Source organism: Aromatoleum tolulyticum, assembly GCF_900156155.1.
In the GTDB taxonomy this organism is placed as follows: Bacteria; Pseudomonadota; Gammaproteobacteria; order Burkholderiales; family Rhodocyclaceae; genus Aromatoleum; species Aromatoleum tolulyticum.
The window spans coordinates 24,907-36,585 of record NZ_FTMD01000002.1 but is presented as its reverse complement, the minus strand read 5'-3'; the positions used below and the strand labels follow the sequence as shown (position 1 = coordinate 36,585).

Here is an 11,679-nt window from a genome sequence, read left to right as displayed (position 1 = left end):
GTGATCGGGGTCAGGATTCCCGACGCCGCGCGACGTTAGAAAGGTAAGGATTTCAGGGGGTCTGCCGCTATCCGGGGAATGCGGCGCTTATCCGCGGACTACGGATCGTTTCATGCGTGCATCCCGCGGCGGATCGCCGCAGCGCGATGCACAAACGCAGCGGCCGCCCGACGGCGGCCGCGCGCGGGCAAGGTGCAAGGCTCTAGCTGCGACGGATCGTGGCGTAATCCCGGACCCCCTTCTCCAGAATGCCCTTCAATACCTTCTCCGGCGTGATCGGCGCCTCGGTGAACTGGATCCCGATCGCGTGGAAGATCGCGTTGGCAACCGCACCGACCGGGCTCACGAGCCCCGACTCGCCAACGCTCTTCGCGCCGTACGGGCCGATCGGGTCGGCGTCCTCGACGAGGATCGTCGTGATCTTGGGCATATCCTCGGGCCCGAACATCTTGTAGTCGGTAAAGCTGTTGTTCTGCACCCGGCCGTCGGCGTCGTAATAGATCTCCTCGCTCAACACGAAGCCGAGCCCCTGCTGGATGCCGCCTTCGAGCTGCCCTTCGACCGCCGCCGGGTTGATCGCGCGGCCGATGTCGTGCGCATTGACGAGCTCGACGACGCGCACCTCGCCGGTTTCGGTGTCGATCTCGACCTCGGCAAACGACGCACCGAACGGCGGCGAGTTGTGCGGCGGGAAGAAGCTCACGTAGCCCTGGATCTGCCCCGGCACGCCGCCGGGCTCGCCGGTCGCGGGGTCGATGAAGTGATAGACGCCGGCACGCGTGATCGCCTCGGCGTCGATGCCGCGCGCAGGATCCTCCTGGACGAAGATCCGCTTGTCACGGATGTCGAGCTGGTCGGCGGGCACCCCGAGCTGGAGCGATGCGCGCTCGAAGAGCTGCCGCTTGACCTCCTCGCAGGCCTTCTTCACCGCCGCGCCGCCGACGTAGATCGTGCGGCTCGCGTGCGCGCCGATGTCGAAGCCGGCGACATCCGACGTGCCGGGTGACAGCTGCACATGCTCGAACGGGAAGCCCAGCGTCTCGGCGGCGATCTGCTTCAAGGCCGTGTGCGAACCCTGGCCCATGTCCGAGCAGGCGAAGAGGATCTCGGCGGTCGCATCCTCGTTGAGCTTCACCGTGCACGCCGTGTGCTCGAGCAGCATCGGCATCGCGCCGCTGGTGTGGTTCATGACGGCGACGCCGACGCCGCGCCGGATCGGCCCGTCCTGCTTCGCGTACTTGCGGCGCTTCTCGGTCCAGCCGATCGCCGCCGCACCGCGGTCGAGGCATTCGTCGAGCGCGCACGACGGATAGGTGACGCCGGGGCACCAGCCGTCGTCGCCGACGCCCTTGTGCCATTTCTTGCGCCATTCGACCGGGTCCGCGCCGAACTCGGCGCACGCGCGGTCGATCAGCTGCTCGAGCACGAAGTTAGTCTGCGGATTGCCGTAGCCGCGGTATGCGCCGGTCAGGCCCTGGTTCGTGAAGTAGGACTCGCCGTGGTAGCGCAGCGCCGGGAAGCGGTACATGCCGCCCAGCCAGGCGCCGGCGGTGAAGGCCGTGCCGGAAGCGTCGAGGTAGTAGCCGCCCTTGTAGTTCTCGAAACGCGCGTCGCATGCGAGCGGCGAGCCGTCGCGCTTGAAGCCGATCCTCATCCAGTACTTGCCCGGGTGCCGGCTCGGCGAGATGACCCAGTCCTCTTCGCGCAGCGTCTGCAGCTTCACCGGATGCCCGGGCACCGCCAGCGCCATCGCGCAGGCCTGCGGCTCCGAGATCATGCCGAGGCGCGTGCCGAAGCCACCACCGATCACCGTCGGAACGATCTTGACGAGGTTCATCGGCAGGTCGAAGAGCTTCGAGAGCTTGCGCTGCACGAGCTTCGGCATCTGCGACGAGGTCCAGCAGGTGAGCCGCCCGCCGCTGTCGACTTTCGCGACGTAGGCGTGCGGCTCCATCTGGCACTGCTTCTGTTTCGGCACGTAGAACGCGTCCTCGACGACAACGTCCGCCTCGCGCATCGCCGCCTCGACATCGCCGCCGCCCAGCGCGTGGTTCGGGAACATCGCCTCGGGCAACTGGAAGGCGAGGTTGCCGGGCTTTTCCGGCGTGAATTGCACCGCCCCCGGCGCGCGCGATGCTTCCGCGGTCAGATACACCGGCAGCGGCTCGTATTCGACGACGACCTTCGCTGCGGCGCGCTCGGCCGCCTCCTCGGTGCGCGCGATGATTCCGCAGATCGCATCGCCCTGGAATTTCACGTGATCGGTGAAGATCGGCTGGTCGTCGATGTCGCCGAGCATGTCGTGCATCGACTCGGACACCATCAGGTCGAGCACCGACGAGTTGTAGCGCTTGGGCGTGACGTCCTTCGGACCGAGCACGCGCACGACGCCCGGCGAAGCGGCCGCCGCCGAGAGATCCAACCGCTTCACGCGCGCGTGGGCGTGTTCCCAGCAGCGCACGACCTTGCCGTACAGCATGCCGGGCAGCCGGATGTCGGCCGCGTACTGCGCCTGCCCGGTCGCCTTGTCGCGCACGTCCACGCGCGGCGCGTTGGTACCGACGATCGCTTGCTCGCTCATTGCACGACCTCCTTGCAGGGTTCGACCGCCGCCGCGCGGCCCGGCATCGTCGCGGCAGCCTTCTTCACCGCCTTGACGATCTTCTCGTAGCCGGTGCAGCGGCAGATGTTGCCTTCCAGCGCGTGGCGGATCTCGGCCTCGCTCGGGTCGGGGTTCTTCGCGAGCAGGCTCGCCGTCTTCATGACCATGCCCGGCGTACAGTAGCCGCACTGGATCGCGGCCTCGTCGACGAAGGCCTGCTGGATGTGGTCGAGCCGACCGAAGTCCGCGCGCCCCGCGACCGTCGTGATGCGCTTGCCGTCCATCGTCGCGGCGAGCGTCAGGCACGAATTGACCTCCTTGCCCTCGACGAGCACGGTACACGCGCCGCATTCGCCCGTGCCGCAACCGTATTTCGTCTCGGTCATGCCGAGTTCGTCGCGCAGCACGTCGAGCAGCGTGCGATTGACGGCGACGTTCAGCCTGTATTCCTCTCCATTGATATGGAGAGTGATTTCCCGGTTCTTCATTCTCGTCTCCTCGTCTTTGTCGGCCGCGTCCGCTCAAGCGGCGCCGCACGCTTCCTGAATCGCCCGCTTGAGCAGCACGCCCGACACCTGCTTGCGGTATTCGGCGGTGGAACGCTTGTCGTCGATCGGGCTGATCTCCCATTGCACCGACGCGGCGACGCGTTGCAGCACCTCCGCGGTGAGCTCCCTGCCCTTCAGCAGCGTCTCGGTCCTGGTCAGCCGCAGCGGCGTGGGCGCGACGCAGCCCATGGCGAGGCGGGCATCGATGCAGGTGTTGCCCGACATTTCGAGCCTCACCGCGACGTTGAGCTTCGCGAGGTCCTCGCTCACACGCGTCATGCGCTTGAACGCGGAGCGCGAGCCGGCGGCGGGCGGCGGCAGGATCAGTTCGACGGCGAGCTCGTCCGGCCGCCGCGCCGTGACGCCGTACGACAGCCAGAAGTCGTCGATGTCGACTTCGCGTCGGCCGGACGATCCCTGCAGCACGACGACGCCCCCGATCGCGTAGATCGCGCAACTGCAGTCACCGGCAGGCGACGCGCGCAGCAGGTTGCCGAGCACGGTGGCCGTGTTGCGCACCTGACCGGTCGCGAAGGTCTGCGCGGCATGCCACAGTGCACGGTAATGCCGTTTCACCTCCGCCTGCGCGAGCAGATCGGCAACCGTCGCCTTGGCGCCGATGCGCAGCCCCTTCTCCGGGTCGAACAGCACGTAGGCGAGGCCCGGAACGTTCTCCAGGCTCATCAACTGCGCGGGCGACTGCGCGAACTTCATCGCAACCATGACGTCGGTGCCACCGGCCATCACGGTGATGCGATCGCGATGCGTCGACAGCAGCTCGACCGCCTCGGCGACGCTCTGCGGCAGCAACAGGTCAAAATCCGGCAATATTCGACTGCTCATGGAGTCACTCCTTCGCGAGACGCAAGGTGGATGGATCGGACCGCACGGGTGGGCCCCGAATTCCCGTATTGAAACTGCGGCGGGACGGCGCCGACTATCCGGCACGTACGGCGCCTATCCCCGGAGTTCGGAAAGTTCGGCCCGCCGGCCGATGCGCACGGCGTGAGGCCGCCCATACCGCGTGGGGGGGATCCGGACGGCAGCGCATGGCTATATTCACCTCACGTTCCACCGCATTCGACGATGCGTCGATTCAAACGAGGAGAAACGCCATGGCTTCCCGATACGATCCGATGGTCCCGGTGATGGAACCCGAGGGTGATGACACCGACGTGGCCGGCATTCCGTTCCCCGCCCAGCGCTGCGCCACGCCCCTGGACTTCCCGCCCGTGCTCGATGGCGACTCGTTCCTCGGCGAAGTGCTGGCGTTCATCCGCAGCACGGCCGAACGGACCGCCGGCGGTGCCCCCGCCAGCCGCGCCTGACTCGACGCGGCCGGAGTCGGCTTGCGAATGACTGCACACAGGGGGACGGTGCGATGCGCGCATATCGCTGGGTGATGCACAGCGGACAGGCGATGACGAAGGTGGCGATGGACACCGGCGGAGCCGCTGCCGCGCCCAGAGGATGCCCGGCAACCATATCCATGGCGGCTTCGCGACGCATGTGCGGGTGCCGGCCGCGGGGCTGTGTGCGGTGGACGAGGACGGGCTGCCCGCCCGAGTGGTATCCGGGGGCGCTGGATCTGGTCCTGTCCGACAAAATCACGGTCGCCGACTTCATCGAACGGCGCCCGCTGGGTACCATCAACGAGACTTTCGCCAAGGAGCGCGACCACGGCCTGACGCGCCGGGTCCCGCTCACGCCGGCGGAGTGAGCGGGAAGCGATCACCGGCCCGGGCATCCGCGTGATATGAATGGAATGGACGCGCGCCCTTGAGAATCACAGCAGGGAAACACATGACCAGCCGAACCGAAGCATCCCGCGATCCGAACGTTGTCCAACGCGATCTCGCGCAAGCTCGCGCCGATTTCCCCATACTGCGCACCCGCGTGCATGGCAAACCGTTGGCCTACCTCGACAATGCGGCGACCACCCAAAAGCCCGATGCGGTCATCGACGCCGAGGCGGATTTCTACCGCAACGCCAACGCCAACGTGCACCGCGGCGTGCATGCCCTGAGCCAGCGAGCCACCGACGCCTACGAAGGTGCGCGCCACAAGGTCCGGTCATTCATCAATGCGGGTGCCGATGCCGAGATCATCTTCGTGCGCGGCACGACCGACGCGATCAACCTCGTCGCGCAAGGCTTTTCACTACCGCGCCTCGTCGCCGGCGACGAAATCATTGTCAGCGCGTTGGAACACCATTCCAACATCGTGCCGTGGCAGATGGCGTGCCGGCGCGCTGGCGCCGTGCTGCGCGTGGTTCCCATCGACGATGCGGGTGAGTTCGACCTCGACGCGTATGCGGCGCTGCTGAACGGACGCACGCGCCTCGTGGCCGTGACCCATCTGTCCAACGCGCTGGGCACGATCAACCCGGTTCGGCGCATCATCGACCTCGCCCATGCCCACGGGGTGCCGGTGCTGCTCGACGGTGCACAGGCGGTTTCGCATCTGCCGGTCGACGTGCGCGCACTCGACTGCGATTTCTATGCGTTCTCCGCACACAAGTTGTACGGCCCTACGGGCATCGGCGTGCTGTATGGCAAGACGGCGCACCTGCAGGCGATGACGCCGTGCCAAGGCGGCGGCGACATGATCCGTTCGGTCAGCTTCGGGACGACCGAGTACAACGAGCTTCCCTATAGGCTCGAAGCCGGCACGCCCCACATCGCGGGCGTCGTCGGACTGGGCGCCGCGCTCGACTACGTGACCTCGATCGGCATCGAACGCATCGGCGCCCACGAACGCGAACTGCTGCACTCCGCGACGCGACAGGTGACCGGCATTCCAGGGTTGCGCATCGTCGGGACCGCTGCGGAAAAGGCGGGCATCCTGTCCTTCACGCTCGCCGGCATCCATCCTCACGACATCGGCACGATGCTCGACGATTCCGGGATCGCAATCCGCGCCGGCCACCACTGCGCAATGCCGCTGATGCAGCGCCTCGGCGTCGACGGCACCGCACGCGCATCATTTGCGCTGTACAACACGCACGACGATGTGGACCGGCTCGTTGCGGCCATTCGGCGGGTCTGCGCCACGCTCCGCTCATGAGTTCGACACAGATCGCGTCTAAACGTCATCCGTAGCGGACCATCATGACTCATCGTTGATCACCGGTCTGGTTCACCGTCAGAGCGCCTCTGCCGCAATCTTCCGAAGCCGCTTCGCGGTCCTGGGATTGCGCCGCCGCTTACCATCAAATATGCGATCAGGGTGCTGACGGTAAACGAGCAATTCCCTGACAACGCGCGGCGTATACCGTCAAAAATACCGTCCGTTCGCGCCAGTTCGCCTCGACGCCTTGCAGGGTCCAGAAAGGAAGAAACCCCAGCTATCACCGGGGCTTCTGCTCGTTGACAATTCGCTCCGCATCATCAACAACTATCATCTATCTGATTGATAGTTATTCTGTTTTCCGCGCACGTCACTCCCACTCGATCGTCGCGGGCGGCTTGCCGGAAATGTCGTACACGACCCGGTTGATGCCGCGTACCTCGTTGATGATCCGGTTCGATACCTTGCCCAGCAGGCTGTGCGGCAGCTCGGCCCAGTGCGCGGTCATGAAGTCCTGCGTCTGCACCGCGCGCAGCGCGACGACGTACTCGTAGGTGCGGCCGTCGCCCATCACGCCGACGCTCTTCACCGGCAGAAACACCGCGAAGGCCTGGCTGGTCTTGTCGTACCAGTCGGCGGCGCGCAGCTCGTCGATGAAGATTGCGTCCGCGCGGCGCAGCAGGTCGGCGAAGTCCTTCTTCACCTCGCCGAGAATACGCACGCCGAGGCCGGGACCGGGGAAGGGATGGCGATACACCATGTCGTGCGGCAGACCCAGTGCGATACCCAGTTCGCGCACTTCGTCCTTGAACAGCTCGCGCAGCGGCTCGAGCAGCTTGAGATTCAACGTATCGGGCAGCCCGCCCACGTTGTGGTGACTCTTGATCGTGTGCGCCTTGCCGGTCTTGGAGCCAGCCGACTCGATCACGTCGGGATAGATCGTGCCCTGCGCCAGCCACTTCGCATTCGGCAGCTTCTTCGCCTCGGCCTGGAAGACTTCGACGAACTCGCGACCGATGATCTTGCGCTTCTGCTCCGGATCCGAGACCCCCTTCAGGTGGCCCATGAACTGCTCGGTGGCATCGACGTGGATTACCTTGACGCCGAGATTGCGCGAGAAGGTCTCCATCACCTGCTCGGCCTCGTTCAGGCGCAGGAGTCCGTTGTCGACGAACACGCAGGTCAGCTGCTCGCCGATCGCGCGATGCAGCAGCGCCGCGACCACCGAGGAGTCGACTCCGCCGGACAGGCCCAGGATGACCTCCTCGTCGCCGACCTGGGCGCGCACCTTCTCGATCGCCTCACTGACGTAATCGGGCATGTTCCAGTCATGGCCGCAGCCGCAGATCTCATGCACGAAACGGGCGATCATCTCCTTGCCCTTGATCGTGTGCGTGACCTCGGGGTGGAACTGCACCGCATAGAACCTGCGTGTCTCGTCGGCCATCGCTGCAACCGGGCAGGACTCGTTGCTCGCGATGACCTTGAAGCCTGGCGGCAGCTCGGTAACCTTGTCGCCGTGACTCATCCATACGTCGAGCAGTCCGTGACCTTCGTCGTTCGTGCGGTCCTGAATGCCGCGGAAAAGGTCGGAATGCCCGCGCGCGCGGATCTCCGCATAGCCGAATTCGCGCTTGCCTGAGCTTTCGACGGACCCGCCGAGTTGTTGGGCCATCGTCTGCATGCCGTAGCAGATCCCGAGTACCGGCACGCCGAGTTCGAACACCGCTTGCGGGGCCTTCCACTCCAGTGCCTCGTACACCGAGTTCGGCCCACCCGACAGGATCACGCCGGCCGGGGCGAACTCGCGCACGAACTCTTCCGACACGTCGAAGGGGTGGAGCTCGCAATACACCTGCTGCTCCCGCACGCGACGGGCGATGAGCTGGGTAACCTGGGAACCGAAGTCGAGGATGAGGATTTTCTGATGAGCCATGGCAACGCTCTCGGGACGTACGAAAAAAGGAAAGGCGGCCCGAGCGGGCCGCCTTCGATGTCGGGATCGGATCAATCCACGTGGTAGTTGGGCGCTTCCTTGGTGATCTGGACGTCATGCACGTGCGATTCGCGCACGCCCGCCGAAGTGATCTCGACGAACTCCGCCTTGCGGTGCATTTCATCGATCGTCGCGCAACCCAGGTAACCCATGGAAGCACGCAGACCGCCCACGAGCTGGTGGATCACCGCCGTGACTGCCCCCTTGTATGGCACACGGCCTTCGATGCCTTCGGGAACCAGCTTGTCGGCATTGCCGTCCGATTCCTGGAAATAACGGTCCGCAGCGCCCTGCTGCATCGCGCCGAGCGAGCCCATGCCGCGGTACGACTTGTACGAACGGCCCTGGTACAGCACCGTTTCGCCCGGCGCTTCTTCGGTACCGGCGAACAGGCCGCCCAGCATCACGACGTTCGCACCGGCGGCGATCGCCTTGGAAATGTCGCCCGAGAAACGGATGCCGCCATCGGCAATCAGCGGGACGCCCGTACCTGCGAGAGCAGTCGCGACATTGTCGATGGCCGTCACCTGCGGCACACCGACGCCGGCGACGATCCGCGTCGTGCAGATCGAACCCGGCCCGATACCGACCTTCACGGCATCCGCGCCGGCATCGGCCAGCGCGCGCGCAGCCGCAGCAGTGGCGATGTTGCCGCCGATCACTTCGACATGCGGGAAATTCTTCTTGACCCAGCTCACGCGGTCCAGCACACCCTGCGAGTGGCCGTGCGCCGTATCGACCACGACGACATCCACGCCCGCCTCGACCAGTGCCTCGGCACGTTCTTCCGTGCCGGCACCGACCCCGAGCGCCGCACCGACGCGCAGCCGGCCCAAGTCGTCCTTGGCAGCAAGCGGGTGCTCGGTGGACTTCATCATGTCCTTCACGGTGATCAGCCCACGCAGCTCACGAGCATCGTTCAGCACCAACACCCGTTCCAGGCGGTGCTTGTGCATCAGTCGGCGAGCTTCCTCGAGGCTGTCGCCTTCCTTGACCGTAACCAGACGATCGAACGGCGTCATGATCGCGGAAACCGGCTGATCGAGATTCGTCTCGAACCGAACGTCACGGTTCGTGACGATACCGACCACGCGCTTACCCTCGACGACGGGCAGGCCAGAGAACTTGTGCTGGCGTGTCAGTGCGACGACGTCGTGGACGCTCATCGTCGGAGGAATCGTGATCGGATCCTTGAGGACGCCCGACTCGAAGCGCTTCACCTTCGCGACCATGCCCGCCTGCTGCTTGACGGGAAGGTTCTTGTGGATGATGCCGATGCCGCCTTCCTGCGCCAGCGCAATCGCCAGGCGGGATTCGGTCACCGTATCCATCGCGGCGGATACCAGCGGAATATTGATGCGGATGTTGCGAGTCAGCTGTGCCCGCAGGCTGACATCGCGGGGGAGAACCGTAGAGTGGGCGGGGATGAGAAGGACGTCATCGAACGTCAGCGCCTTCTGAATCACTCGCATGGCTTCTATCCTTTCGGCCAAATCCGTATTATACAGATGCCGCGGAATCATGGTAAGCGGCGCTTTTCAATGGAGCCCGTCCGATGCGTCGCCTTAGCCTGCTCGTCTTGAGCCTGACCCTTGCACTGCCCGCAGCAGCTCAGGTGTATCAATGGCGCGACGCGCAGGGCCGGATCAATTACTCGGATACACCTCCCCCGACCGGCGCCGCAAAAACCGTCAAACCGGCGAGCCGGCCCAAGGTGCCGACCGCCGATGAAGCCGCCCCGGATCAATCCGCAGAGGCGGCATCGCAGAACCCCGCAACCGACGGTGCTGCCGGCGAAACGGGCAAACAGGCCAAGGAAACGGCGAATCCAGCCAAGCCCAAGACGATGGCGGAAAAGGAAACCGAATTCCGTCAGCGCAAAGTGGCTGCAGCAGAGGCCGAAGCCAAGATCGAAAAGGAGCGCCAGAAGGCAGCCGAACTTGCGCGCTACTGTGATCAGGCACGCAGCCAGATCGTCGGGCTCAAGAACAGCCGCCGTGTCACGCGCTTCAACAGCGAAGGTCAGCGCGAACTGATGGACGATGCCGCACGCAGGGCCGAGATCGAGCGCTCGCAGCGCTACATCGACGAGAACTGCAAGTAAGCGCCACGCCCGGATTGGTCCGGGACTGGCGCACGGCCTCACTCCTCCGCCGGGCCGCCCCCCTTCTTCATCGCTTTGCCTTCCTCGGCACGCTTTTTCCGCACCGCCTTCGGATCGGCGATGAGCGGCCGGTAGATCTCCACCCGGTCGCGGTCGCGCAGCACGGTATCGAGGCGCGTCAGCTTGGCGAACACTCCGACCTTGTTGCGGCCGTCGATCTCGATGTCGGGGTGTTTCACGAGCACGCCGGATGCCTCGATCGCATCGCGAACCGTCGCGCCCTCGGCCACCCGGACCTTTATCAGCTCCTGCTTTGACGGCAGTGCGTAGGAGACTTCCACGTCGATGAATGCGGCCATTGTCATCCCTTCGGATACACCTGCTGCGCGCGTTTGATGAACGATTCCACGAAAGTGTTCGCGATGTGGCTGAACACCGGACCGAGCACCTTTTCGAGCAGCTTGCTGGAAAACTGGTAGTGCAGGTTGAACTCGACCTTGCACGCCGTGTCGCCGAGTGCGATGAATCGCCACAGGCCGTCGAGATGCGTGAAAGGGCCTTCGCGGAGGCCGATCTTCATCTCGCCCGGAAATACCTTGGCATTCTCGGTCGTGAAATTCGCCTTGATGCCGTGATAGCTGATGTGCAGCGTCGCAACCGTCTTGTGTTCAGTGCGCTCCTGCACCTCCGCTCCTCCGCACCACGGGAGGAATTGCGGATAGTCTTCACAGCGGTCGACGAGCTCGAACATCTGCGCGGGAGTGAACTCGATCAGAACCTGCTTCCTGACTTCAGCCATGTGCGTGTGGGACCGGCGCTTTGCCGACCTGCTAAAATGCGCGATTCTACCGCAACGCACCGCCAACGACCGCTTCCCGCGGACCGGCCGCGAGGCACAGGATCCTGAACCCGCATGAGCATCATCGACAACCGCAAGGCCTACCACGACTACTTCATCGAGGAGAAGTACGAAGCCGGGCTCGTGCTCGAGGGCTGGGAGGTCAAGGCGATCCGCGCCGGCCGCGCGAACATCAAGGAAGCCTACGTCATCATCCGCAATGCGGAAATCTTCATCGTCGGCATGCACATCACGGCCCTGGCCGCGGCTTCATCGCACATCAAGCCGGACCCCGTGCGCACGCGCAAGCTCCTTCTCCATGCCAGCGAGATTTCCAAGCTCATCGGCAAGGTCGAACGCGCCGGCTACGCGCTCGTGCCGCTCGACCTTCACTTCACGAAGGGCCGCATCAAGGCGCTGATCGGCCTCGCGAAGGGCAAGAAGCAATACGACAAGCGCGAGGACGCGAAGGAGCGCGACTGGGAACGCGACAAGGCGCGCCTGATGAAGACCAAGGTCTGA

The 11,679-nt window shown here is 64.9% G+C and carries 12 protein-coding genes; 5 read left to right on the top strand and 7 right to left on the bottom strand.

From position 1 onward, the window contains the following. Nucleotides 1-202: 202 nt before the first annotated feature. The 3 genes from BW991_RS02730 to BW991_RS02720 are packed head-to-tail and all read right to left on the bottom strand — an operon-like array spanning nucleotide 203 to nucleotide 3,993. The gene (locus BW991_RS02730; RefSeq protein ID WP_076600574.1) at nucleotides 203-2,581 is read right to left on the bottom strand and encodes a xanthine dehydrogenase family protein molybdopterin-binding subunit; all 2,379 of its coding nucleotides are present in this window, start codon (nucleotides 2,579-2,581) and stop codon (nucleotides 203-205) included. Continuing rightward, the gene (locus BW991_RS02725; protein ID WP_076600573.1) at nucleotides 2,578-3,090 is read right to left on the bottom strand and encodes a (2Fe-2S)-binding protein; all 513 of its coding nucleotides are present in this window, start codon (nucleotides 3,088-3,090) and stop codon (nucleotides 2,578-2,580) included. The genes BW991_RS02730 and BW991_RS02725 overlap by 4 nt, the downstream gene beginning before the upstream one ends. Nucleotides 3,091-3,123: 33 nt before the next feature. Then, entirely contained in the window at nucleotides 3,124-3,993 is an 870-nt protein-coding gene (locus tag BW991_RS02720) for an FAD binding domain-containing protein (RefSeq protein ID WP_076600572.1), read from the bottom strand. A gap of 272 nt (nucleotides 3,994-4,265) precedes the next feature. On the opposite strand from BW991_RS02720, the gene BW991_RS02715 reads away from it, so the two are divergent. The 3 genes from BW991_RS02715 (at nucleotide 4,266) to BW991_RS02705 (ending at nucleotide 6,216) form a co-directional block, all read left to right on the top strand. Beyond that, nucleotides 4,266-4,478, top strand: coding sequence for a hypothetical protein (locus tag BW991_RS02715; protein WP_076600571.1), 213 nt, complete (start codon nucleotides 4,266-4,268; stop codon nucleotides 4,476-4,478). A 206-nt stretch (nucleotides 4,479-4,684) separates the two neighbouring features. Next, entirely contained in the window at nucleotides 4,685-4,870 is a 186-nt protein-coding gene (locus BW991_RS02710; RefSeq protein ID WP_076600570.1) for a hypothetical protein, read from the top strand. 83 nt (nucleotides 4,871-4,953) lie between these two features. After that, complete coding sequence (locus BW991_RS02705) at nucleotides 4,954-6,216, top strand: cysteine desulfurase (protein ID WP_076600569.1); 1,263 nt, start codon at nucleotides 4,954-4,956, stop codon at nucleotides 6,214-6,216. Between the two features lie 373 nt (nucleotides 6,217-6,589). Here the strand turns inward: BW991_RS02705 and guaA are convergent, their stop codons facing one another. Both guaA and guaB read right to left on the bottom strand, forming a co-directional pair. Next, the gene (gene guaA, locus BW991_RS02700; protein ID WP_076600568.1) at nucleotides 6,590-8,155 is read right to left on the bottom strand and encodes a glutamine-hydrolyzing GMP synthase; all 1,566 of its coding nucleotides are present in this window, start codon (nucleotides 8,153-8,155) and stop codon (nucleotides 6,590-6,592) included. 71 nt (nucleotides 8,156-8,226) lie between these two features. Next, nucleotides 8,227-9,687 carry an IMP dehydrogenase gene (guaB, locus tag BW991_RS02695; RefSeq protein ID WP_076600567.1) on the bottom strand — a complete coding sequence of 487 codons (1,461 nt, stop codon included), beginning with the start codon at nucleotides 9,685-9,687 and terminating at the stop codon, nucleotides 8,227-8,229. 83 nt (nucleotides 9,688-9,770) lie between these two features. On the opposite strand from guaB, the gene BW991_RS02690 reads away from it, so the two are divergent. After that, entirely contained in the window at nucleotides 9,771-10,319 is a 549-nt protein-coding gene (locus BW991_RS02690) for a DUF4124 domain-containing protein (protein WP_076600566.1), read from the top strand. 38 nt (nucleotides 10,320-10,357) lie between these two features. Here the strand turns inward: BW991_RS02690 and BW991_RS02685 are convergent, their stop codons facing one another. Beyond that, nucleotides 10,358-10,678, bottom strand: coding sequence for an RnfH family protein (locus BW991_RS02685; protein WP_076600565.1), 321 nt, complete (start codon nucleotides 10,676-10,678; stop codon nucleotides 10,358-10,360). Nucleotides 10,679-10,680: 2 nt separating this feature from the next. Then, nucleotides 10,681-11,118, bottom strand: a complete 438-nt coding sequence (locus BW991_RS02680) for a type II toxin-antitoxin system RatA family toxin (protein ID WP_076600564.1) — start codon at nucleotides 11,116-11,118, stop codon at nucleotides 10,681-10,683. A gap of 114 nt (nucleotides 11,119-11,232) precedes the next feature. Between BW991_RS02680 and smpB the strand changes: the two genes are divergently transcribed. Next, complete coding sequence (gene smpB, locus BW991_RS02675; protein WP_076600563.1) at nucleotides 11,233-11,679, top strand: SsrA-binding protein SmpB; 447 nt, start codon at nucleotides 11,233-11,235, stop codon at nucleotides 11,677-11,679.

Coding starts and splice junctions, on each gene's coding strand:
- BW991_RS02715 (WP_076600571.1), top strand. CDS start 4,266: ATGGCTTCCCGATACGATCCGATGGTCCCGGTGATGGAACCCGAGGGT.
- guaB (WP_076600567.1), bottom strand. CDS start 9,687: ATGCGAGTGATTCAGAAGGCGCTGACGTTCGATGACGTCCTTCTCATC.
- BW991_RS02705 (WP_076600569.1), top strand. CDS start 4,954: ATGACCAGCCGAACCGAAGCATCCCGCGATCCGAACGTTGTCCAACGC.
- BW991_RS02685 (WP_076600565.1), bottom strand. CDS start 10,678: ATGGCCGCATTCATCGACGTGGAAGTCTCCTACGCACTGCCGTCAAAG.
- BW991_RS02680 (WP_076600564.1), bottom strand. CDS start 11,118: ATGGCTGAAGTCAGGAAGCAGGTTCTGATCGAGTTCACTCCCGCGCAG.
- BW991_RS02720 (WP_076600572.1), bottom strand. CDS start 3,993: ATGAGCAGTCGAATATTGCCGGATTTTGACCTGTTGCTGCCGCAGAGC.
- BW991_RS02730 (WP_076600574.1), bottom strand. CDS start 2,581: ATGAGCGAGCAAGCGATCGTCGGTACCAACGCGCCGCGCGTGGACGTG.
- BW991_RS02725 (WP_076600573.1), bottom strand. CDS start 3,090: ATGAAGAACCGGGAAATCACTCTCCATATCAATGGAGAGGAATACAGG.
- BW991_RS02690 (WP_076600566.1), top strand. CDS start 9,771: ATGCGTCGCCTTAGCCTGCTCGTCTTGAGCCTGACCCTTGCACTGCCC.
- guaA (WP_076600568.1), bottom strand. CDS start 8,155: ATGGCTCATCAGAAAATCCTCATCCTCGACTTCGGTTCCCAGGTTACC.
- smpB (WP_076600563.1), top strand. CDS start 11,233: ATGAGCATCATCGACAACCGCAAGGCCTACCACGACTACTTCATCGAG.